Below are 23,633 nucleotides of genomic sequence, written 5' to 3'. Positions count from 1 at the left end.
TAGAATACGAATATAAGCTGTATGCAAGCAAATAGTAAAAAATTACTCTCCAAACAGATCCAATAGCTACATCATACCAATTAGTTACTTCTACAGAACCGGGAATGGCCAAATACAAAATCATATAGAATATGATAATTGGTATCATCGCAATAAAAGTATAGCGAATTCCAAAAACCCAGGCTAATGAAATATATCGTTCAAAATATATTTTCCTGTTAGGCCCTCCATTTGCTTTATAACAATATATCGTACCTGATATCAGAAGCACAAAGAAAGTTGTGGTTTCAAAAGTATCCCAGAAACCGGGCTTTTCATCAATAAAAAAGCACGGCACAATTTGGACAATTAAAATTGCCAGCAAATAGAGCCAAGCTTTATGCCTGTTTAATCCTGATAGAGCCAGTTTTTTTTAACTTATATATATTCCAGAAATACATTTGAGCCTTTTATCTCTTGACTAAATTCTTAAAATAATTGACTATATATAAAATATTTCCCCTGTCTCTATCAAAAATTAATTATTATTCAGACCCAAACAAAACCTGCATAGCGGTTAAATATTGTTTGAGCTTATCTCTTGTATCATAGCCTCTGAATTAAATACATATATACCGGCAATTGGCTCTGATTTTTTATTTCGAAATACTGCGGCAGCAATTCACGCTTTTTAGGGCTGTCCTTTAGCGGAGAAAGATAAATAGCCCCTTTTTTGAGTGTGTTAGATGAAGTTGTCCGGAGTAATTCAGCCAGGGACTGATAGTGATCGGGCAAAAGCTGTTCGCCTATTAAAAAATTGCCCGTAATCTCGATGTTTGAATAATTCGTATTAACTTCAAGCATTTTATAAAAAGCGTCTTGAACCTTTGCTGTATCAACCGGTTTTTGAATGAGTTTCAAAGTTGGTGTGTCTATAGATTCGAATCCAATGTTAATATAGGTATAATAGGGAAGTTGGTTGAGTTTATCAAATAATTTTTTTTTAGAATTAAGCATGGAATCAACACTTCCAAACAAATATAGAAATGGAGTTGAACTGTGCGCGACTTTTAAGTAAAAAGCTTTGAACGCTTCGGATGCTGTATAACATATCAATTCTTCTCCGGCTGCAAGTGCATCATGATTGCCTAAAAACAGAGCATTATAATTTTCTATATTGCGCCCATAGTGAGCTTTTAGCTGTTGAATCTGATCTATTATATTATCTTTAGATCGTGGTTGAAATTTTCGGGCGGATTTAACGCAACAAAAATCGCAGTGATAAAGACAACCGTCTGCTATAATTATTGGAATGACTTCGTAATCGACATGACGTGTATCTGGTGGAAGAACTGACACCCTCTCGCCTATGATTGAATTTAATTTCTGGGATCGTTCATACAGCACGCCGTCATGATTCTGTAAAATAAGATTTATCAGGTCTTTTATCCTTGAATGCAGGCCATCTTTTTTCATACCATAAAGATTTGCATATAATTGAGACCAGGCTGCAAATGCATTCATAATATTGGCATCTTTGTAGTAGTTTACTTCCCAAACCGCGTTGCTGGGATAAGGAAGACAAGGCAGGTAGTATTCACCCACCCATGAGATAATTCCTTTTTCGCCGCCAACATCACCTACCGTATAATACAACCAGTCATTGCCATCCGTCCGTTTGAGCTGCTCGGCCGGATGAGGCCAGTTTGTATTCAGACCTCTGACAAACTTTATTTCACCATTTAAATTAAAAATAAATTCGCATTCGGATGTTTTAATTTCAGAATATCTTCCATAGCGAAGCGGAAAGCTTGCTTTTGTGATGGTAATGGGGCTTTGTTTTTCAACACTGAAAGACAGGTTATTTGAGTGTGGGAATAGCATTTAGCAGAAAATCTTTCATGAAATTTTAAATATTAAAAAGTCCAAATGCCCGGCACAGGCGTGAACCTCTGGGCGTTTTGAGCTATCGCTTAAGCTCAAAGACAACTTTTAAAAACTGGTTAATTTCCTGTATCATTATCTAATGACAATTGCCACCTGAAAATATTATAAAAAATTCAGCCGAAAGACATATCGGGTACAAATTATTTTCTTAAATAATAAATTGCCGTAGTTTCCGTCCAGTCTGTCGGTTCTATCTGGTTGAGGCGTCGCACAAGATCGCTTATCATGCCTGTTGATTTTGCATCATAAACCTGAAAGATACCTTCCCGGAAGCCGAGTGAAAGTAAGCCTTCTTTGTGTCGGGTTGCAATAATTTTTATTCTTTCTTCCGCCAAAACATCTTTAAAGTCTGGCAAAAACATAGCCTTTAAATGTATGCCACTATCTGCCGGTGGAAACTGGTATGGTTTTCCTGCCATGATAAAATTTTCCGGTGTGCTGGAATTGGGGAAAAGAAGTGTTACAGAACCATCGGCAGCAATCGAAAAAATATAGACATAGCTATCTTTGCTTACCTGATAGAAAATCTGAACTTCATCTCCTTCTTTTAAATCTGTTTTGGAAAGATGGAGCTTGGCCCAAAGCCCTTCGCCTTTTTCAGGATAAACCGGCTTTATCAACGCTTTCAATTTTACTTTGTATAGATTCCTGTCGTTTTCATCCCAGCCTTCTTTAATAATATCTACTTTTTCAATACTACCCCGGACCGCCGCAAAGATCAGGTCATCCACAAGCTGACTGTTTGAAACAAGTGTGTGCGACTTTATAAAAACACCGACACCCTGTTCTATGGCCTTGCTCTGCGCGTCCCGTTTCGCTCTTTCTATAATCTCTTTGGGTGTGTCGTAAATACCGAGATACGCCTCGCCTTCCGCTTCAATCCATAAGGGGCTTTCAGCAGCAAATGCCGCATGCGCTACAAGCATTAAAAAAATGAAAACGTATAAAGATATATTTTTCAAGCCTTCCTCCTGATGGATTTTTCTAAAAAGTAATTGGCCCCTAATTCTTTTTCGCGTCAATCAACTGCGGCATCTGTTCATTATTGTACTGCTTGCGGGCGATGCGCTCCACCTGGGGTGCGAGGTAGCCGAATAGGTCGTCCATTTTAATGGAACCATCCGGATTGACGACATCCTCATTTTTAATCCCTTTGAGCAGAAAGTAGGTAAAAAGCCCGTGGCCTTTGTCATCATAAGTTGAACTGATCTGGTCACCTGCCGAAGCGGAAAGAACCGTCATGTTTTTTGACAGAACCGTATTGCTCTGAAGATTCATCACCAGCGGGCGAGCCCCCTTGGCAAGCACCGACCTGCCGCCAGCCCCGGAAAAGCATGAATCCAGGGCGACAACGATTTCTTTGGCCTGAAGTTTGCCCAGGGCGGCGTACATCCTTTTTAATGAGTATCCCGTTTGGGCGATAAAAGAAGGGTCGCCGTCATACGGGACCAGATAGGCGTCACCCGTCTTGGGATTTGGGGCACCGTGCCCCGAAAAGTAAACAAAGACCGTGCCGCCCGGTTCTACGTTGTTGGGCAACCACTTTTCGAAATATTTGACAAAATCAACGTTGGTTGCATATTCGTTCTGGAGCAGAATAACATTTTCTTCCAGATAGCCCATGACTTTGGTGAGATATTCACTTACGAGCATTGCGTCGCTTACGGCATAGTCTGCACTGGGGAGTTTTTGACGGTATTGTTCAATGCCGATTACGATTGCATAAGCATTTTTATTTATTCGTAGCGTTGCTGCTGGAAGGGTGTCCACATCCGATCGTATCGTTTGCTGATGCTCAGCAGTCGAAGAAAGGACCTCCCTCTTTTTTGTAGCCACCACTGTTGACGGTTGCCGGCTTTTATAAATCAGTTTGCAATTAGCAAAACCTTTAGGGGGCGCGGTTACCATCTTTGTGCGGGTCGGGCCATGTTGGGAGGATATCCCGATGTAGTATTTATTACCGGGATTGACATGGACAGGCAGGAAGCCCTCGGACAGATAAGAAGGAAGCTCAGAAGGCGCGAGATGAGTAGCGACATAGGAAAAACGATGCTCTCCCGGATCTAATGCTACAACTAAATAATTATTTACGCCCAACGACCCGTCAACACGATTTTCATCAATATAAATATTAAACATAACGGCACAGCCGGCAAACTGATAGTCCCTGTAAACATATAGCAGCGCCTCATCCGGCGGCGGTGGCATATTCTTTATTTGGGTATCCGCTTCCGGCGGAGCCAGCGGGACGGAAGCGCAGGCATTAATCAATGCTGCTACAATTATGATAAACATTATATTTATTGTTCGGATCTTCATAAAGTCACTTTTTCATCCTTATTTTCCCCTGATCAACTGTGGTGTCTGTTCATTGTTAAATTGTTTCCGCGCGATGCGCTCAACCTGAGGTTTGATGTAATTGTACAAGTCAGTGATCTCAATTGATCCATCCGGATTGATGACATCTTCATATTTAATTCCCTTGAGCATGAAATAGGTAAAAAGGCCGTGGCCTTTGGCCTTATAGGTTGAACTGATCTGATCACCGGAAGCGGCAGCCAGTATCATCATATTTTTGTGCACATTAAAAGATTTCTGTAAATTCATTACCAGTGGGCGAGCGCCTTCCGCCAGAACAGACCGGCCACCGGCTCCGGAAAAGCAGGAATCCAGAGCAACGATAATTTTTCTTGCAGGGAGCTTGCCTAAAGCTTCATACATATTTTTCAAAGAATAACCTGTCTGATCAATAAACGAAGGATCGCCGTCATAGGGAACCAGATAAGCATCACCCGTACGCGGATTTGGCGCGCCGTGGCCGGAGAAATAGACAAAAACCGTGCCGTCTTTTTCAACGTTATTACTCAGCCACTTTTCAAAATATTTTTCCATGTCACTTTTTAACGCCCTGTCATTTAAAAGCGTCACGACATTCTCTTCCGGATAGCCCATTACTTGGGTAAGATACGCCGATACAATCCGGGCATCATTTTCAGCAAACGCAGCTTTGGGAAGTTGCTGGCGATATCGCTCAATCCCGATGACGATGGCATAAGCATGCTTGTTGGGCGTTGATTTTTTTTCAGGAAGTATATCGACATCCGATTTGATCATCTTTTTATTATCTCCAACTGAAGTGGCAGTGGTAACGGGGAGCTTCTGTGCAATTTTTACTTCAGCCGCTTTATGCTTTAGCGTGTATAACAATTGCGCGAACATGACGGCGGATTCTTTTTGGTCAAACCATACCGCTGCATTGCATCCATTGATCGACACTGCGAACTGTAGGGCAGCCAAAGGCCCATAATCGGTCACAACAGGGTCCCCGCCTGTTTCAAAACTGCAAAGGGCTCGACTGGTATTGTCTTCAGAGGTGACTTGGAATCCTTCCTCGTTTATTTTTATAGAGGCCTTCGTATAATAGACTCCTATTGAAGGAAATCCCTCAAAAAACATCTTTGTCACTTTATTTTTTGTTTCATCAAACGTAACTGCCTGCAGGTCTTTTTCCGTAGTCCGATGTATGATCCCTGCCCCGCATCCCTGCATCATCGACATCAGTATAAGGAAGATACCTGTAAATATCATTTTTTTCATGGCGGTTTCCTATCGGATAATGATTTCTTTATTTTTATTCGGCGCAATTAGCTGTGGCGATTGCTCGTTGTTGTATAGTTTCCGGGCGATTTTCTGTACTTGGGGCTTCAGGTAGCTATATAATTCCTCCACCTCTATTTTGCCGTCTTCATTGAGATCTGCCTCGCCTTTAACGCCTTTCAATAGGAAGTAGGTAAAAAGACCGTGGCCTTTGTCATCATAGGTGGAGCTGATCTGGTCACCCGCCGAAGCGGATAGAACCGTCATGTTTCTTGACAAAACCGTATCGCTCTGAAGATTCATCACCAGTGGACGAGCTCCCTTGGCAAGCACTGACCTGCCGCCTGCGCCGGAAAAGCATGAATCCAGAGCAACGATGATCTCTTTCGCCGGAAGCTTACCCAGAGCGTCATACATTCGTTTTAAAGAATAGCCGGTTTCGGCAATAAAAGAGGGATCACCATCATATGGAACAAGGTAAGCACCCCCGGTTTTGGGATCAGGTGTGCCGTGGCCGGAATAGTATATAAACACTCTGCCGTTTTTTTCCACATTATTACTCAGCCAGCGACCGAAATACTTCTCCATATCGCTTTTCAGTGCTCTGTCGTTTATCAGTGTAATTACATTTTCTTCCGGATAGCCCATCATCTTTGTTAAATACGCTGATATTATCTTTGCATCATGAGCCGCAAAGTCGGCTTTGGGAAGTTGCTGACGATACTGTTCAATACCAATCACGATAGCATAGGCATTTTTATCCGGTTTTATTAAAATGGCCGGCGGCTCATCAACATCGGATTTGATGATGGAAAATTCCTTTGGAGCAGTTATTGAAGCAATTGTTTCTGGTACTTCTTTTGAAGAAACAAAGGCATGAATCTCACGTGAAGATGTCATTGCTTTAGCGGCTTCCCCCAAAACACCTATGACTGATTCTGCCGCCACACTCCCGGTTGCTTTAAAAAATTCCTCACCACTATAGGCGGGATATGTTTTCTCCGGGACTACAGGCGAACTTATGCTTCCTTTCCATACGAGCATTCCTTTCATATCATAAACAGAAATTTGGATAGATATTTTAGCAAGAATCTTTCCTGTTGTAACACTGGGATTGTCAAACCAGTACTGGAATTTATCAACCTTTGGGATGACGATTACATCGATATCCTGTGGATAAGGCCCGCCTTTTACTATCATCGCCTTATTAAACGCAGGAGACAGCATATTAAGAATATTATTTTTAACAAGCTGCCCCAGGGGGAAGGTAAATGTTTGCGCAGGTGGAGTTTGTCCCGTGAATGTATAACGTTCCATCTCGTTGCTTATAAGAATCGCCGCATTCAATGGCAATTTTTGGATAATTTCAGGCGGGGCAGCTGTAACATCTACCAGAGGGACGTCGTAATGGCCACATCCCACAGTTAAAAACAGCAATAAAAACATACCAAGTCCGCCCCATTTTTTCATAATACACATCATTTTATGTAAAACCTGTAACTCTCTATATTCTTTTCCTGAATCATACATTCAAAAAGTTCCTATTCCCCTGATGGGATAAGTTGGGGCGTCTGTTCGTTATTATACTGCTTTCGGGCAATGCGTTCCACTTGGGGTTTGATGTAATCATACAAGTCACCTACAACAATTGAACCATCCGGCTTGATTACATCTTCATTTTTAATCCCTTTAAGCAGAAAGTAGGTGAATAGGCCGTGTCCTTTTTCCTTATAGGTCGAACTGATCTGATTGCCGGAAGAAGCGGCCATTATTTTAATATTTCCGGATACCGCAAAAGAACTTTGCAGGTTCATTACCAGTGGCCGCGTACCCTCAGCCAGAACTGATCTTCCGCCCGCACCGGAAAAGCAGGAATCCAGGGCAACGACAATGTCTTTAGCCGGGAGTTTGCCCAAAGCTTCATACATCCTTTTCAAAGAATATCCTGTTTGGTTTATAAAAGACGGATCGCCGTCATAGGGCACAAGAAAGGCATCACCGGTCCTGGGATTTGGCGCTCCATGTCCGGAATAATACACAAAAACTGTACTGCCTTTTTCAACATTGTTCGGCAACCATTTCTCAAAGTATTTTGCCAGATCAACATTGGTTGCCCGGTCATTTAAAAGCATAATTACATTTTCTTCAGGGTAGCCCATAGCTTTTATAAGATAGTCGGCAACAAGACGGGCATCCTGAGACGCATAGTCTGCTTTGGGAAGATTCTGGCGATAATTTTCAATGCCGATGACAATTGCAAAAGCCTTTTTATTTGTAGCGGTTTTTAAGGATGGAATTTCATCAACATCGGATTTGACAGTTTCCGATACCGGCGTTTCACTTTTAACCGGATATGCATCTTTGTCATATTTGGTTGACTGCATTTCTTCGGCTTTGGTAAGCATACGGACAAGTACTGTCTGCCCTTTAGCTTTTGCTATCTGTAATGGGGTGCCTTGTGGAGAATCCGCTGCCGACCCCGGACTTCCAACTATGCTGACCTCTGCGCCTTTATCCAGTAAAAGCCGGACAATGTCAGGATACCCGTACTCTACCGCGATGTGCAGGGCTGTGCCTCTGCCGCTTTTTATATTAACATCAGCACCGTTTTCTATAAAAAGTTTTACAATTTCTATGTTTCCTTTTTCAACCGCACACATCAGAGGTGTATAACCCATTGTAGGGCTTGTCATGCTGCATGCGTATATTTCGTTTATATCTACATTTTTGCCATTCAGCATTTCCCGCACCGCCTCGGTTTTACCGTTGTATGCCGCTGTCGCCAATGAAGAAATACATCCGGTCAAAGTGAGACCGGCACACGAAAAAAACACAGCAGATATAAAAACAAAAATCAGAGATTTTTTCATAGAACCCTTGTTAAGAATATATTATTTGCTGAATTTTTAGTTAATTCCTTCAGTTTTGTAAATGAATTGTTTTGTAATAGCACAACTGCATGCGGTTATTATCAATCAGTATATCGGTTTAATATATTTAATAGTTTAATGCATCCCTTAAATAGCCCTATTCCCGCCAAAAAATAAAAGCGGTTAAAGAAAAAATCTCCAACCGCCGTTTCGTATCGAATTTTTTAATAGGTAAGATACTGTTGTCTTTTTAATCTCACAAGAGCTAAAAGCGGACCCCCTTTTTGGGGCTCTTTTTTGCTTGCTGGATTTTGTTTTGGATCTTAAAGGTCATACTTCAATACCCTCCAGTATATGCCAGATCTTTTTGTAAACTATCGCGTTTTCTCCAAGCGCCTCAGTCCATCGTTGATCTGGAAGGTTTCTGAGAACATTTCTAACTTGCGGCAAAGGTTGGTTAAGAATACCACTCATTGAGTTTGCTAACAGCATCGCAGCTGTTCTTGGAATACCTAAAAGCCTTAACACGATGGCTGAGTCATCGTTGACCCCGTAAAACGCTCGGGAAGGTAGATTGCTCAGCTGTTTATATTGTTCCTCCGGTAAATCGCCTGTGGTAATGGACAATAATGCGCCCAGGCCCCAAGAGGCAGTTTGTGTTAACTTCCCAAATAAATTCTGCCCGCATTTGGTCATATTCCCGTCAAAATGGAGGCTGGCGATATCCGCTATTGACTTTCCGTTCACCCAATCTTTTATGATGAGCGCAAGTTTGTTACCATCAGGAGATTTGCCACCTGTTGCTGCTTCAAGATTCTCCCTAAGTTCAGGAACACGAAGTAGAACTCCCATCATATCTTCAAGGGTGTTGCCTCCGGTTTCAAACAGATTCTCTGAATCCCAGGAAGAGCTATCGATACTCCCCTTATGTTTCAACACCGTTTTAATGCTCTGCAACGAAAACCCAGTGCTATCCACTAGTTTAAGAGGCTGGTTCGGGAGCTTCAGATAATCTGTGTAGGTCTGAATGCCACTTAATAGTTTATTCGCTAATGTTGAATCGTGAGCCCGAAGCTTTTCAAAGCCTAGTGTACCTCGTAAAACCTGTTCAACCTGCTCAATAAAGGTCTCTGGTTGGCCCATCTGGCGATAGGTGTGTGCCAGATACTGTAAAAAACTCGACCATTCTGGGATTTTATAAACAATACCACCGAGATCAGTCAGAAAATCACCCGCTTCTGTTGCTAATTTCAATAACGCAGAATTTAGATCACCAGATTGCTTATTAATGAATTTTTTAAGTGTTTCAGCTTTTACATTGGTGTCAGCCACAAGCGCAATAACCCCGAGACTTCCTTGACCGACACGACCTGCTCGACCGGCAATATTCCAGAAATCCTCAGGAGGCATATCCTCACCATACGGATACTGATGCGAAGCCATGACCACACCGGTAACCGGAAAATTAACACCTTGCGCAATAGTGGTGGTAGCCACAAGAAACTTTAGTTCATTTTCTTCAAACAGCCATTCCATAAGGAAACGAACGTCATCAGAAAGTCCCGCATGGTGAACTCCGATTCCGTAATTGAGAAGCTCAACTAATGGGAAATCTTTGCCAAATTCCAATGTCAGAAAATCCTGAACGAGGCTGATATTTTCTGAGATATCTTTACATATATTTTTCTCTATTTTTAATTTTTCTGCTAACGACCATACCCAGTCCGGGCGGGTATGCATTACAATTACCGGACCGCGTTCTTGAAGATGTTGGGCCGTGACTGCGGCCATTGTGCTCTGATTGGTTACTTCTCTATATGTTTTTGCGATTTCCTCTGATTTAGGAAATGAAAGCAAACCATCCACTGACAATGTTTTTCGGGTCGTATGAACAGTTTCAAGATTCAAATCGTAATCAAAGCTTTGTCCTTTCAGAACCTTACCTTTTTCAGCCTGGATAACACCAACGACACGGTCATTTGGCTGCCAGTCAAGAGCAAGGCTTACATCATCCGAATTTGGACCACCCAACCAACGGGCAACTTCACGGGCATTATCAATAAAAGGAGTAAGCAATAAAAACTGCGCACGTTGACACTCTTTGTTTATGGTTGAAAGCAGGAGTTCAAGCTTTAGCCCTCTTCGAATATTTTGAATGTTATGTGCCTCGTCAACAACTACTAGTGTTAACGGTCTGCCAATTTTTTCTTCCCAGTCCTGACGCAACATTAAATCCAACTTCTCGGGAGTGGTCACCAAAACGCGGAAGGCCTGATCCCTAGCATGCTCTTGCAATAGGCCCATTTCGATGCTGTCAACCTCAAGTGCAGGACTGACCTGTTCCACTTGAATATCCAATGGAGCAAAATCACGACGCAGTTGGCGGGCAATCTGATTGACCAGAGTACGTGTCGGGGCAAGATAAGCCACCCAACCCTGTTCGTAGTCAAACTGATTTAATGCCTGCAAAATTCTGAACTGCGCAATCAGAGTTTTACCGCTTGAAGTCGGCAGGCTGACAACCACAGCACGACGGCTGGAGCCTAATAAACCTTTTTCTGCCAGCGTACGTCGCTGAGGAGGCAATACATCAAATATGGCACGGTCGCCTCGACCTTGATCCACAAGACTTCGTACAAACTGCGTTACACGTGAGTTTACGGCACGAGTAACTGTCCAAATGGAATTTTCCACCATCTGTGAAGCGCAGGCTGACAGCAAACGGGTTAACGGCTCCAGTTCCAACAACTGTGTTGTTTTGCATACAGCAAACACTCGGTCGAAATGTGTTTCCAGCAGTTGATGGATTTGGTAATTGCCGTCAACCACACCATCGGTGATAAAATGTGCAAAAATCTCAGCTGCTTTAGCCAAATGATACAGCCCAATTAGCTCGAGTGCAATGGACTTGGCAGCTATGCCTCCTCTCTCTTCCAGATACTGTTCTTCAAATTCCTGCTGGGCGTTCCGTAAAGCTGCAATGCTTTCCAATACCGCATCACGGTCAGTCCAGCCTTGTTTCCGGATTAGCCTCAACCATGTTTCAAGAATTACCGCCCAAGTGCGGTCATGCCAATCGGAAGATTCAACAGATAATTGCGGCCAGTCAATTTCACGCAATAGGCGAGCGGCATCTGCGCCCATATCACCAAGAACGGCAAGCGCACACATCCGTAACAACAGAATGCCATCGGCTATCGGACTGTCACTTCCTGGGAGAATACGATAAAGTCGGAATGCATCCGCAGCACACTGTTTGAGAGCGTTGCTTTTTTCTTCATCTTCTTCAAATCGTTCAAGGATCAGATCAAGGGTGGCCAGTTCTAGAGCTTCTGCCGTACGTTGAATCAGTCCAAAGTCAACATCAATTTTATGATGCAGCAACTCACGATAAATTAGAACTCGTTCCGCCTGTTTCAGTGCCTCAAGACGGGAGGCGCCGATATTGTCTAACAGCCAGTGATTCATGATGCGACACCTCCTTTCACTCTTTCAGGAAGTTCCGCAATTTTGCAAGGCAGATAGAACGCAAGTAGATGACAGGAGGTTGGGGCATTCAGGGAATAGCCTAAATTTTTTCCACGGTTTTTTAAATCAAGCTCATTGGCTTCGGTATCGCGAATCAGCACGCCAAAAAGCGACACTGATTTGTTACCAGAATTAAAATAGAGAATAGCGGATGCTTTGTAATAAGTTTCAAAAACTGTGTTCTTACAGCGGTAGAAAAGCCATCTCAGCAATGTTCGGATAGTTTTGAGATCATCTGCCAATCTGTCAATCTGGTTAATCATACCACTACGCCCATACAAAACATTCGGCGGATATTGATCTTGACCGGATGACTTCACTTCACCCAGTACAAGCCTTGTATCAGAGCCATTTACAACGAAACCAACAAGATCTGCCCCAGGCAGACTGGCGTTTGCATTTCGTTTGTCTCTCTCCATATTCCATGGCCAAATGATCTTATGTTTGTCACTCAACCAGGCTTCTGCAAAAGCTTCACCCACAGCCCAATCACGTTCTTCCGGGGTATCGGCATCTAATACGGCTTCAAGGCTTGATTTTCCAAATCCGGTTAAGGAAAGGCTTCGCAAGTGTGATTGAAATTCGATGGAACCTTCATCATCATTTAGGCGAGCGGCTACATTTTTCGTCATGAAGGAGTCAAATGCATCATTATCCAGCAGCTCATATCCCTGCCAACACACCTGCTGTTCCCGATTATCATAGACTAATGTCGCCAGTCTTTCATTCACGCATTCATCTCCAGTGGAAGCATAAATTTATAGCTTAAAAACACACAACTTATTTTAAGAGCTTACAAAGATCTTTTTAAAAAAAGCATAATAATCGCAAATAACTTCAAGGATTAACTTTTGCCTATGGCATAAATTTACTTTTTCCGAATACATCAATATTTGCAATCGGCGTAATCCACCCATCCGCCAGCTTCAACAAGCGCTTTGTCGAATTCGGAAATCTTGAATTCAAATGATTCTTTGGTATCACCGGCTTTTAAGATAAAGGAACCGTCGTTAAATACTGTTTCAAGATCAGTATTTTGATTTGAGAAAACTGAAAATATTTTTTCTATGGTTTCAGCCGGAAGCTCAACAGCCATCATACCGCAATTAAACATATTTCTTTTAAAGATTCTTGCAAAACTTGGGGCTATAACAAGATTGATATCATTTACTTCAAATGCCCAGGGGGCATGCTCTCTGGATGATCCGCAGCCGAAATTATCTCTTGTGATTATTACTGCTTTGCCTTCAATATCTTTCTTATTGTCAAAACCTTCCAGATTCATATCTTCAAGAAGATATGGCTTTAAAGCTTCTTTGGTGTTTTCGGTAAGATATCTTGCCGGAATAATTTCATCTGTGTTGATATCTGCTCTGTTAAGAAAAAGTACTTTTCCTGAAAAATTTTTCATAGCTATTATATGCTCTTTATTTTTATAGGTTTATAAGATAAATATTCAGCCTTGGGGAAAGTCTTATTTATGATTTAAAAGGGTTCAAGGGGTCGAGGATTCGAGGGTTCAAGTGGGATGTAAGTTGTTTTTCACTTGAACCCTTGACCCCTGGAATCCTTGAATCCTTGAATCCTAAAACCATCTGCTTTAGCCGATGGTTTTACTTTACCTTATATAATTTTGAATTTGTAATATGTCCTGCAATAGCTGTTGCAGCAGCAGTAGCCGGGCTCATAAGATGAACCATGCCGCCTTTTCCCATACGCCCGCTAAAATTTCTGTTTGTAGTGGAAGCGCAGGTTTCTCCTTCTGCTATTATTCCGTTGCTCATGCCAAGACAGGCTCCGCAGGTAGGATTTGTAACGCAAAATCCGGATTCAAGAAAAGTAGCAATGATTCCTTCATCCAAAGCCTGTTTGTATATGTCTGTGGTTGCCGGAGAAACTATGCCCCGCAGTGAATCGCTGATTTTATTTCCTTTTAAAATCTTTGCCGCAACTCTTAAGTCTTCAATTCTTCCGTTTGTGCATGAGCCTATGTAAACCTGGTCTATTTTTGTGCCTTCCATCTCCCTTACGGGCTTAACATTGTCCGGTTTGTAGTCGAATGTGACCATGGGTTCAAGGACTGACACATAATGGTCAATGACCTTTTCATATGAAGCATCAGGATCGGAACAATACTTTTCAAAATCATTGTATGCTGCTTTTTTCGATTTATATTCATCTTTTATAAAATTCCATAAATATTCTACCGTAGTCATATCAGGCGCACAAATTCCGCATGTTGCACCGGCTTCGATAGCCATATTGCATAGGGTCATTCTGGCATCCATACCCATTTTCTCGACAACAGGACCTGTAAATTCTATTACTTTATTTGTTGCTCCATTAACACCTATAAGACCGATTAAGGAAAGAATGATATCTTTTGCAAAAACACCATCCGGTATTTCCCCGCAGATATTTATCTTTATTGTTTCAGGGTAACCAAATGCGCAAACTCCTTTTAATATTCCTACTTCAAGATCGGTTGTTCCTACACCTGCCCCGAAAGCCCCGAAAGCACCGTATGTACAAGTATGGGAATCTCCCATAATTATGGTATAGCCGGGTCTTACAAAGCCCTTTTCGGGAAAGATTGCATGACATACACCGTTTCGGCCAATATCAAAAAAATCCTTAATTTCGTGGCGCCTTGTCCATTCTCTTAAGATTTTTCCCTGTAAAGCAGTCTTTGAATCCTTGGCGGGAGTAACATGATCGATAACCGCCTTTATTTTGGATGTATCAAAGACACGGTCTTTGCCACGGCTCACAAGGTCATTAATAGCAATAGGCGTTGTAATCTCGTGACAGAAAACAGCGTCAAGCCGTATTGCATAAATACCTTCACAAGGATTATCTATAATATGCGAATCAAATATTTTTTGAGCTATAGTTTTTCCCATATGTTCTCCAAATAATAAAAAAAAGGATTCAAGGATTCGAGGGGTCAAGGGTTCGAGTGGGAAACAGTATACACCTTATTTGAACCCTCGAATCCTTGACCCCTGGAACCCTTTTGGGTATATAAAATAACATAAAATCACAATTCCGTAATAAAATCAATTAATGACTGGTTTGCGCATCCCTCCAATATCAATCAGTATCGGTTTTCAATACGGATAGAAATGCGGATTGGGGAATCATAACTTTTCCAACCATCTTCATCCGTTTTTTACCTTTTTTCTGTTTTTCCAGAAGCTTTCTTTTCCGTGTAATGTCACCTCCGTAACATTTTGCAGTTACGTCTTTTCTGAAAGCCGAAACTGTGGATCTTGCTATTATTTTGGCGCCGATTGCACCCTGTATGGCAATTTTAAACATTTGCTTCGGTATTTCTTCTTTCAGCTTTTCACATGTAAGCCTTCCCCGTTCCACGGCCCTATCTCTATGAACAAGTTGAGAGAGAGCATCAACACGTTCACCATTTATAAGTATATCCATCTTAACAAGATCTGTTTCCCTGAATTCGATTATTTCATAATCAAAAGAACCATATCCCTGGGTTATGGATTTAAGCTTATCATGAAAATCAAAAATTACTTCAGCAAGCGGAAGTTCAAATATCATCTCAAGCCGATCGCTTGTAAGATACTGGTAATTTTTGTTAATTCCTCGCCTGTCGAGACAAAGCTTCATAACGGCTCCCATGTAACGGTTGGGTACGATAACAGATGCGCGGATATAAGGCTCCAGTGTGCTATCGATTTGTGTCGGATCAGGATAAAGTGCTGGGTTATCAATTATCATTTCAGTTCCGTTACTCATTATAAGGGAGTATTGAACCGAAGGAGCGGTAAGTATAAGAGAAAGATTAAATTCACGTTCAAGTCGCTCCTGAACAACCTCAAGATGAAGAAGACCTAAAAAACCGCACCTGAAACCAAATCCCAAAGCAACTGATGTATCTTTTTCATACACAAGGGAAGCATCGTTAAGTTTGAGTTTGTCTATAGCAATTGCAAGTTCGTCGTATTCATCCGATGCAACCGGATATATAGACGAAAAAACCACAGGTTTTGCATCCTTGTAACCAGGCATGGGCTTATCGGCAGGCCTGGTTTTTAATGTGATTGTATCACCACATTTTGTATCTACTACCGACTTTATACCTGCTATAATATACCCGACTTCGCCCGCCGAAAGTTCTTTTTTAGGTATCCGCTTTAACTGAAATATTCCAATTTCTTCTGCCCTGTATGAAGCCTTGTTGGACATGAAAGATATAACATCTCCAACTCTTAACTTGCCTTCAAAAATCCTGAAATATACAATAGTTCCCCTGAAAGCGTCATAAAACGAATCGAATATCAAAGCCTTAAGAGGGGCTTCAGGGTCACCCAAAGGAGGGGGCAGATTATTAACAATGCTTTCAAGCACATTATCTATACCTGTGCCTTCCTTGGCAGATACAAGTATTGCCATTTCCGGATCAAGGCCTAAGTCTTCTTCTATTTGTACTTTTACCCTCTCGATATCTGCGGAAGGAAGATCTATCTTGTTTATAACCGGGATAATAACAAGATTGTTTTCCATAGCAAGATAGAGATTTGCTATGGTTTGTGCTTCAACTCCCTGGCTGGCATCTATTATAAGCAGTGCTCCTTCGCAGGATGCAAGTGCTCTTGAAACTTCATATGAAAAATCAACATGGCCTGGAGTATCAATAAGATTCAAGGAATATTTTTTGCCGTCTTTTGCAGTATATGGAAGGCACACTGTCTGACTTTTTATAGTAATGCCCCTTTCGCGTTCAATATCCATATTATCTAAAATCTGGTCATGGAAATCCCTGTCGGTAATCATACCGGTTTTCTGGATCAGGCGGTCAGAAAGTGTTGATTTGCCGTGATCTATATGTGCAATTATGCTGAAATTTCTGATATTATTCATTATCCATGCCCAAAGCTTACAATTGTGGTTTGTCTGAAATTATTAAGATCAATAATTATTTTAATCTAACACTTTGATTAATTTAAAGATAAAATATAATTTTTGAATCTCGTGATTATTCTTTCTTGAATCCTTTTATTATGTAACATATAGTATATAAAAAAGCCTGTCTTTTTACCAGATAAATTCAAATTATGTCAAGATCGGCAAAGAAGTTAAGAAGGAGTGTGAGCAAGCTTGCATCAAAAACAAAATCATAGAACTACACAACAGCGGAAAGTAATTTTAGAAGAGCTGAAAAAAGTTAAAAACCATCCGGCGGCGGAAGATGTCTACAGGATGGTAAAAAAACTTCTTCCCCGTATAAGCCTTGGTACTGTATACAGAAACCTCGAAGTTTTGTCTGAATTAAAAGAAATTCAACAAATCGAAATTGCCGGAAATCTCAAACGCTTTGATGGTAATCCTGAAAATCATTATCATTTAAGATGTATGATATGCGGACGAATTGATGATGCTCCTTTTGAGCTTGAAAACGGGCTTGAAAAAAAGATGCGTTCGTTTACCGATTATAATATTATATCCCACAGGCTTGAGTTTATAGGTATTTGTCCTGAATGCTCATCAAAAGACACTTAATTGTGAATGCCGGGTAAATAAAAAGTCAGCCTGCATATTAAATGTTGTTTGTTATCTTTAGAGTATAATTTGCAATTCCTTCATTGATTAGTTTTTATCTTGCCGCTAAAAGGACGATCTTTCATGGTAGAACGTAAGCTTGCTATACCTGTTTCCGGAATGACCTGCGCAAACTGCGCTGCAAATATCGAAAGAGGTTTAAAAAAATCAGATGGTGTAATAGATGTCTCTGTTAATTTTGCCTCCGAACAGGCTTATGTTACATATGATACGGGCAGAATTTCACTAAAAGACATCACCGAAAAGATAAGCGGTTTAGGCTACAAAGCTGTTACAAGTAAAGCTGAACTTCCGGTAACCGGCATGTCATGTGTCAATTGTGCCATCAATATAGAAAAAACCCTTAATAAAAAAGTACCAGGCATAGTTAATATTTATGTTAATTTTGCTGCCGAACGTATTCATGTAGAATACCTGCCGGGAATCACTTCCATTAAAGATATTATATCTGCCATAAGAAAAGCCGGTTACGATGCAATAGCACCGGATTTGCTGTCCGACAAACCGGATGAAAATGATTATGAGCAAAAAGCGCGCGATGCAGAAATAAAAAATCAAACTAAAAAATTTATAACAGGGCTTGTTTTTACCATACCACTTTTTCTCTTAAGTATGGGAAGAGATTTTCAGCTGACAGGTGCATGGAGTTATGCATCATGGGTAAGCTGGCTTTTTTTTGTACTTTCCACTCCGGTTCAGTTTTATACAGGATGGGACTATTATATAGGAGGATACAAAAGCCTTAGAAATAAGAGCGCAAACATGGATGTTCTTGTTGCTATGGGCTCGTCTGTTGCATATTTTTATTCTATTGCAGTACTGCTTTCTATTATTCCGGGCACTCATGTTTATTTTGCGACATCAGCTGTAATTATCACTCTTATAAAACTTGGCAAAATGCTTGAATCCCGCACAAAGGGAAAAACAGGTGCAGCTATCCGAAGGCTTATGGAGCTATCGCCAAAAACAGCAACAATATTGGAAAACGGCATAGAAAAGACAATTGCTCTGGCTCATGTAAAAGTAGAAGATATTCTTATTGTCAGGCCGGGAGAAAAAATTCCCGTTGACGGTATTGTTACAGATGGCGAATCGGCTGTTGATGAATCTATGATAAGTGGTGAATCAATACCTGTAGACAAACAAATAAATGATAATGTCACAGGAGGCACAATCAACACAGAAGGTTTGTTGAAAATCAGGGCAATTCGTGTAGGAAAAGAGACCGTACTTGCCCAGATTATCAGACTTGTTCAACAGGCGCAGGGGAGTAAAGCACCTGTTCAGGCGCTTGCAGACCGTGTTGCATCCGTATTTGTACCTTTTGTTCTTGTTGCCGCACTGGCAGCTTTTTTATTATGGTGGTCAATTGATGGCAGTTTTGTGAATGCCATGATCAGATTTGTTGCAGTACTTGTTATTGCCTGCCCCTGCGCTTTGGGTCTTGCAACTCCTACAGCTATCATGGCCGGAACCGGAAAGGGAGCTGAAAATGGAGTCCTTTATAAAAACAGTGAAGCACTAGAAACGGCATCAAAACTTGATATAATCATTTTAGACAAGACAGGAACCATAACAACCGGCAAGCCTTCCGTAATAGATATACTTCATTTTGATCCGGCATGTAAAAGTATAGACGAGCTTTTACAAATTGCAGCTTCTGTAGAAAAAGGTTCCGAACACCCCATTGGAAAAGCAATTGTAAATGAAGCAAAACAAAGGGAAATAATACTTTCAGAGCCTCAAAGATTTAAATCAACCGGAGGTATCGGGGTTGAAGCATCTGTGAATGGCAAGTTTATAATGATAGGAAAACCGGATTGGTTCAAATCATCAGTACTAAATACAAAAATGGCTGAAAATCAAATCAGCCTTCTTCAATCTGAAGGAAAAACTGTGATAGTGGTTGCCACTGAAAATGAGATTTTAGGACTAATCTCTGTGGCAGACAAGGTAAAACCCGAATCGGCCAAAGCAGTTAAAAAGCTTTTCGACCTTGGTATCGAAGTTGTTATGCTTACAGGAGATAACAAAATGACAGCAAAAGCTATTGCATCCGATGCAGGTATAAAGAAGATCTTTGCGGAAGTTAAACCGGAAGAAAAATCACTTAAAGTCAAAGAACTTCAAAAAAGTAATGCAAAAGTAGGGATGGTAGGTGACGGAATAAACGACGCTCCTGCTCTTGCACAGGCGGATGTCGGAATTGCAATAGGAAGCGGAACAGATGTTGCTATTGAAACAGCCGATATTATTCTTTCAGGCGGCAATCTGCTTGGGGTGCCAAAGGCAATCATGCTTGGCAAGGCAACAATGACTACCATAAAACAGAATCTATTCTGGGCATTTTTTTACAATATAATACTTATCCCTGTTGCAGCAGGTATCTTGCATCCTTTTTCATTTTTCCCAGATTTCTTAAGACAGCTTCATCCTATGCTTGCAGCTGGTGCAATGGCCTTAAGCAGTATATCGGTTGTCGCAAACAGCCTTCGCCTTCAGCACACCAAAATTAACTGATACCAAGTCGCTATTCAAATTCTATCTGCGTTGGCATCAAAGGTTCTGTCCCCGGCGTATTACATATACGCCTGCGGAAAAACCTCCTTGCCGCCTTGCTATCTTTTTGAATGCGACTTAGTTTTATTAGAACCCCTGACTTTAAATGCGCTTTGTCCATTTTTATTAGCATGTGAAATCAGTGGTTTTCGCCCTTTTTCTCTAAAGCTAACAACAATTTTTTCGGCTTTTTCAAAAGGAACGGTAATGAAAGAGAATTTGTCCATTATCTGAATTTCACTGATATCTTTAGACTTAACCGAGGCTTTGCTTCCGATAAGCTCAACAAGTTTTTCGGCATTAATCTTATCTTTTTTCCCAAGTGCAACAAAAAGCCTTGCCTTACCATGTTTATCAAGCGGTTTTGGTTTTGAACCGATCTCTTCTATTTCACCATAGACATCAGGATTGAGTTCTTCTTCAAAACAATAATTAAGTACGGCGGCTAATATCTCTTCGGGATTATTGTCCTTAAGCATTCTATCAGCCCAGCTTAGATAATCAGCATCTATTTTCTCTTTAAGAATAGTAGTCAAATCTTCGTAAATCTTTTTCTTTTTGGCTTTGATAATATCTTTAACCTTAGGTACTTTCGATTTCTTAATATCAGTCTTTGCTACACGTTGTATAAACATCAATCTTTTATATTCACTGGGAGTAATAAATGTGATAGCGGTACCAAGATTTCCGGCTCTTCCGGTACGCCCTATTCTATGAACATATGACTCTGTATCTTCAGGCAGTGAATAGTTTATAACATGGGTGAGGTTGTTAACATCAATTCCACGAGCCGCCACATCTGTTGCTACAAGAATAGTGACTCTTTTTTTCTTAAATTTTTCCAGAGTTCTTTCTCTTTGAGTCTGTGATATATCTCCATGAATTGCTTCCGCATCATAACCTCTATCCATTAAATGAGTTGCAACAGAATCAACATCAATCTTGGTCCGGCAAAAAACCAAACCATAAAAAGCATCTTTAATATCAATTATCCTGCATAGCGCCTCAAATTTGTCGGTGGCTTTTACCTCAAAATATATCTGCTCGGTTAGATTAGTTGTAAGTTGCTCTTTTTTAACTTTAATAAATTCATAACCCTTCATATATTTGTGCGCAAGAGCCTTTATTCTTTCCGGCATTGTAGCAGAAAATAACAGCGTTCTTTTGTCCGGATTTGTATGCTTCATTATTTCTTCAATATCTTCGACAAATCCCATATTAAGCATTTCATCCGCTTCATCAAGTATAAGATGCTCAATTTTTTCAAGCTTTAGAGTCTTTCTGTTAAGATGATCAATCACCCTGCCCGGAGTTCCGACTACAATATGCACACCTTTTTTCAGTCTTTGTAACTGCATATCAATAGATTGGCCACCATATATCGGCGTTATTATGATATCCCTGTTTCCTTTAAGCGAATTGATTTCTTCCGCTACCTGAATGGCCAGCTCACGCGTAGGAGCCAGAATAAGCGCCTGAACTGCTGCGGAGTCAGTGTTGACCATTTCTACAAGAGGCAGTCCGAATGCAGCAGTTTTGCCTGTACCTGTCTGGGCCTGAACGATGATATTCGTATCATCTCTTAGCATCATTGGAATAGCCATAACCTGAATCGGGGTTGGCTCTTCAAACCCTTTTTTATTTATTGCCTCCAGCACTTTTGCCGAAAGCCCAAAATCCTTAAATGTCTTTTTTTCTGTCATTTTTTCTCTTTTCTAAAAAACTATTAAATATTATCCATTTGCTCAATTGAACATAGCAAGAATACGCAATTATCCGTAAAAAAGATAGTAAAATATCTATATGAATTATATCCATTTGTTTTCATAGATTAAAAATGAAAGCATCCGGATTAATTTTATCATTTGATTTAAATGCATTCCCCGATGCTATAAGCGGTGAGCTTCAATCTATCGGTAACGATTGTTTGCAAAGCAGTAAAAGCTAAAGTAGACCTATTTGCGAAGGAACGAAACTTAGAAGACATTTATTATTCTATGGGCTGGCCTCATTTTAAGATTGAATGGAAAAATTCATATGGCGTCGATTGTTTAATTCAACTATATATGGATCTGATAGGACAACCGAGAGCTATTTTTGATTAAGCACTCAAATTCTTAACGGTTTTGATTAAAAAAGCTTTAACATCTTCAAAGTAAACAGTTTTGTCATATTTAAATTTTATAGGTTCCATGGCAATGTCCGCAAAATATACAAGGCTTTTTAAAATCAGATTTATATCGATATCCGGGAATTTTTTTTCTGCCAGCTCCAATAAATCTTTTAGTTTATGAATCTGCAGAATGAAATACAAATCAATATAGTCTTTGTTGCTGGCCCTGCTTAAGATAGCTGACATTTTCATTGCTGCAATATCTTCTATCGCAGCCAGGCAAAGATATTTTTCATTTATTACTTCTTTTATCAGCGGATAGTTATAACCGAAAAAACTGAGCACTATCTCATTATCAACCAGAATGGTAAGCGTATTTTTTTCTTCCTGGATTTTGGTCAGTTTGTAAGTGTTTAGATCTTTTTTTATTTTTTGGAACTGCAGTTTAGTGTCAAAATCACCGGTTTTGAAAAAATCAAAATCAATGCTGTCCCGATGACCAATTTGCAGAGCAAGGGCTGTGCCTCCTGCTAAATAAAATTCATTTTTAAGAGATACGAGCTGTGGCAAAAAGTTTTGCCTTTTTTTATCCAAGATGCCGTAAAACATTTTTAGCCTGCTGCGGTTTAATATCAAAATAAATCGACCAGTAATTTAATGATTTGTCGCTCCATTCGCCAGGTAGAGGTTCTTCTACCTGCTTTTTGATTTCAGCTTTGTCATATATCTTAAATAATAAATCAGTGGCTTCTTTTGTGCCAAGATTTAAAACATTGGTTATTATCCGTTTTTTATCTTTTTCCAAATCGATCTTCCCTAAATCGTAAGACCATAAAAACGGTTTGAATTTAGCTAATACTTTTTCTTTTTCCTTTTTCATATTAATATTTATAGTATATCTTGAGGCAATAATCAATATTATAAAAATAATGACCACAAGTCCGGCGGTGAGCTGATATCGAGTTACTATTATGCCCTGGGACCTGCGGGCAACCGTTTATCCGTTGTCGAACAAAGCGGAAGAACAGTCAATTACATCTATGACGCCCTCTACCGCCTGACTCAGGAAGCCATTACAGATCCTGCCCTGGGCAATGAGACAATCGGCTATACCTATGATGATTTCGGTAACCGGTTGACCAAAACCGATGCAAGTGGTACTATCTCCTACACTTATGATGCCAACGATCGTATGCTCTCGGAAGCCGGACCAACATCTATTGCCACCTACACTTATGATGATAACGGCAACACCCTTAGCAAAACCGAAGGCGTAGATACTACGCTTTACTCTTATGATTTTGAAAACAGATTGGTCGGTGTTAGCACCGCAGCCGGGGCAACCGCATACGGGTATGACTCAGACGGTATCCGGGTAGCCAAAGTAGTAGGCGGTAACATTACGAATTACCTGGTCGATCACAACCGACCATATGCCCAGGTGCTGGAAG

Annotated in this window: 17 protein-coding genes and 1 pseudogene; 4 read left to right on the top strand and 14 right to left on the bottom strand. The window is 40.7% G+C overall.

Features of this window, described 5'->3' with window-relative positions:
- Positions 1 to 585 precede the first annotated feature (585 nt).
- From KKC46_21530 to lepA, 11 genes are all read right to left on the bottom strand, one after another.
- The gene (locus tag KKC46_21530) at positions 586 to 1,863 is read right to left on the bottom strand and encodes a radical SAM protein (protein ID MBU1056383.1); all 1,278 of its coding nucleotides are present in this window, start codon (positions 1,861 to 1,863) and stop codon (positions 586 to 588) included.
- Positions 1,864 to 2,066: 203 nt separating this feature from the next.
- Positions 2,067 to 2,852: a DUF4384 domain-containing protein gene (locus KKC46_21525; GenBank protein ID MBU1056382.1), complete on the bottom strand. Its 786-nt coding sequence runs from the start codon at positions 2,850 to 2,852 to the stop codon at positions 2,067 to 2,069.
- Between the two features lie 76 nt (positions 2,853 to 2,928).
- On the bottom strand, positions 2,929 to 4,221 hold the full coding sequence (locus KKC46_21520) for a caspase family protein (protein ID MBU1056381.1): 1,293 nt from the start codon (positions 4,219 to 4,221) through the stop codon (positions 2,929 to 2,931).
- Between the two features lie 42 nt (positions 4,222 to 4,263).
- On the bottom strand, positions 4,264 to 5,523 hold the full coding sequence (locus KKC46_21515; protein ID MBU1056380.1) for a caspase family protein: 1,260 nt from the start codon (positions 5,521 to 5,523) through the stop codon (positions 4,264 to 4,266).
- A 9-nt stretch (positions 5,524 to 5,532) separates the two neighbouring features.
- On the bottom strand, positions 5,533 to 6,840 hold the full coding sequence (locus KKC46_21510) for a caspase family protein (GenBank protein ID MBU1056379.1): 1,308 nt from the start codon (positions 6,838 to 6,840) through the stop codon (positions 5,533 to 5,535).
- 224 nt (positions 6,841 to 7,064) lie between these two features.
- Positions 7,065 to 8,393: an ankyrin repeat domain-containing protein gene (locus KKC46_21505; GenBank protein ID MBU1056378.1), complete on the bottom strand. Its 1,329-nt coding sequence runs from the start codon at positions 8,391 to 8,393 to the stop codon at positions 7,065 to 7,067.
- A gap of 330 nt (positions 8,394 to 8,723) precedes the next feature.
- Complete coding sequence (locus tag KKC46_21500) at positions 8,724 to 11,861, bottom strand: DEAD/DEAH box helicase (GenBank protein MBU1056377.1); 3,138 nt, start codon at positions 11,859 to 11,861, stop codon at positions 8,724 to 8,726.
- Entirely contained in the window at positions 11,858 to 12,640 is a 783-nt protein-coding gene (locus KKC46_21495) for a hypothetical protein (GenBank protein ID MBU1056376.1), read from the bottom strand. The genes KKC46_21500 and KKC46_21495 overlap by 4 nt, the downstream gene beginning before the upstream one ends.
- A 167-nt stretch (positions 12,641 to 12,807) precedes the next feature.
- On the bottom strand, positions 12,808 to 13,332 hold the full coding sequence (locus tag KKC46_21490) for a 3-isopropylmalate dehydratase small subunit (GenBank protein MBU1056375.1): 525 nt from the start codon (positions 13,330 to 13,332) through the stop codon (positions 12,808 to 12,810).
- A gap of 202 nt (positions 13,333 to 13,534) precedes the next feature.
- Positions 13,535 to 14,824: a 3-isopropylmalate dehydratase large subunit gene (locus KKC46_21485; GenBank protein MBU1056374.1), complete on the bottom strand. Its 1,290-nt coding sequence runs from the start codon at positions 14,822 to 14,824 to the stop codon at positions 13,535 to 13,537.
- A 190-nt stretch (positions 14,825 to 15,014) separates the two neighbouring features.
- Entirely contained in the window at positions 15,015 to 16,811 is a 1,797-nt protein-coding gene (gene lepA, locus KKC46_21480) for a translation elongation factor 4 (protein MBU1056373.1), read from the bottom strand.
- 237 nt (positions 16,812 to 17,048) lie between these two features.
- On the opposite strand from lepA, the gene KKC46_21475 reads away from it, so the two are divergent.
- Positions 17,049 to 17,450, top strand: coding sequence for a transcriptional repressor (locus KKC46_21475; GenBank protein ID MBU1056372.1), 402 nt, complete (start codon positions 17,049 to 17,051; stop codon positions 17,448 to 17,450).
- Positions 17,451 to 17,573: 123 nt separating this feature from the next.
- On the top strand, positions 17,574 to 20,030 hold the full coding sequence (locus KKC46_21470; protein MBU1056371.1) for a heavy metal translocating P-type ATPase: 2,457 nt from the start codon (positions 17,574 to 17,576) through the stop codon (positions 20,028 to 20,030).
- A 98-nt stretch (positions 20,031 to 20,128) separates the two neighbouring features.
- On the opposite strand, the gene KKC46_21465 is transcribed toward KKC46_21470, so the two are convergent.
- From KKC46_21465 to KKC46_21455, 3 genes are all read right to left on the bottom strand, one after another.
- Entirely contained in the window at positions 20,129 to 21,772 is a 1,644-nt protein-coding gene (locus KKC46_21465; protein ID MBU1056370.1) for a DEAD/DEAH box helicase, read from the bottom strand.
- Between the two features lie 398 nt (positions 21,773 to 22,170).
- Complete coding sequence (locus tag KKC46_21460) at positions 22,171 to 22,791, bottom strand: nucleotidyl transferase AbiEii/AbiGii toxin family protein (protein MBU1056369.1); 621 nt, start codon at positions 22,789 to 22,791, stop codon at positions 22,171 to 22,173.
- A complete protein-coding gene (locus tag KKC46_21455) occupies positions 22,769 to 23,062 on the bottom strand; it encodes a hypothetical protein (GenBank protein ID MBU1056368.1) in 294 nt (97 codons plus the stop codon). The genes KKC46_21460 and KKC46_21455 overlap by 23 nt, the downstream gene beginning before the upstream one ends.
- 72 nt (positions 23,063 to 23,134) lie before the next feature.
- Between KKC46_21455 and KKC46_21450 the strand changes: the two are divergent.
- Both KKC46_21450 and KKC46_21445 read left to right on the top strand, forming a co-directional pair.
- Positions 23,135 to 23,386: pseudogene (locus tag KKC46_21450) on the top strand (RHS repeat protein).
- The coding region (locus tag KKC46_21445; GenBank protein ID MBU1056367.1) for a hypothetical protein at positions 23,375 to 23,633 on the top strand (259 nt) is incomplete at its 3' end. The pseudogene KKC46_21450 and the gene KKC46_21445, both read left to right, overlap by 12 nt.

This window comes from Pseudomonadota bacterium (assembly GCA_018817425.1).
In the GTDB taxonomy this organism is placed as follows: Bacteria; Desulfobacterota; Desulfobacteria; order Desulfobacterales; family RPRI01; genus RPRI01.
This window is presented reverse-complemented; position numbering and strand designations above follow the sequence as displayed.

What these genes read in the sequence shown, in the direction of transcription:
- KKC46_21460 (MBU1056369.1), bottom strand. Translation starts at nt 22,791, where the DNA reads ATGTTTTACGGCATCTTGGATAAAAAAAGGCAAAACTTTTTGCCACAG.
- KKC46_21530 (MBU1056383.1), bottom strand. Translation starts at nt 1,863, where the DNA reads ATGCTATTCCCACACTCAAATAACCTGTCTTTCAGTGTTGAAAAACAA.
- KKC46_21455 (MBU1056368.1), bottom strand. Translation starts at nt 23,062, where the DNA reads ATGAAAAAGGAAAAAGAAAAAGTATTAGCTAAATTCAAACCGTTTTTA.
- KKC46_21510 (MBU1056379.1), bottom strand. Translation starts at nt 6,840, where the DNA reads ATGGAACGTTATACATTCACGGGACAAACTCCACCTGCGCAAACATTT.
- KKC46_21515 (MBU1056380.1), bottom strand. Translation starts at nt 5,523, where the DNA reads ATGAAAAAAATGATATTTACAGGTATCTTCCTTATACTGATGTCGATG.
- KKC46_21485 (MBU1056374.1), bottom strand. Translation starts at nt 14,824, where the DNA reads ATGGGAAAAACTATAGCTCAAAAAATATTTGATTCGCATATTATAGAT.
- KKC46_21470 (MBU1056371.1), top strand. Translation starts at nt 17,574, where the DNA reads ATGGTAGAACGTAAGCTTGCTATACCTGTTTCCGGAATGACCTGCGCA.
- KKC46_21465 (MBU1056370.1), bottom strand. Translation starts at nt 21,772, where the DNA reads ATGACAGAAAAAAAGACATTTAAGGATTTTGGGCTTTCGGCAAAAGTG.
- KKC46_21520 (MBU1056381.1), bottom strand. Translation starts at nt 4,221, where the DNA reads ATGTTTATCATAATTGTAGCAGCATTGATTAATGCCTGCGCTTCCGTC.
- KKC46_21500 (MBU1056377.1), bottom strand. Translation starts at nt 11,861, where the DNA reads ATGAATCACTGGCTGTTAGACAATATCGGCGCCTCCCGTCTTGAGGCA.
- lepA (MBU1056373.1), bottom strand. Translation starts at nt 16,811, where the DNA reads ATGAATAATATCAGAAATTTCAGCATAATTGCACATATAGATCACGGC.
- KKC46_21490 (MBU1056375.1), bottom strand. Translation starts at nt 13,332, where the DNA reads ATGAAAAATTTTTCAGGAAAAGTACTTTTTCTTAACAGAGCAGATATC.
- KKC46_21505 (MBU1056378.1), bottom strand. Translation starts at nt 8,393, where the DNA reads ATGAAAAAATCTCTGATTTTTGTTTTTATATCTGCTGTGTTTTTTTCG.
- KKC46_21525 (MBU1056382.1), bottom strand. Translation starts at nt 2,852, where the DNA reads ATGCTTGTAGCGCATGCGGCATTTGCTGCTGAAAGCCCCTTATGGATT.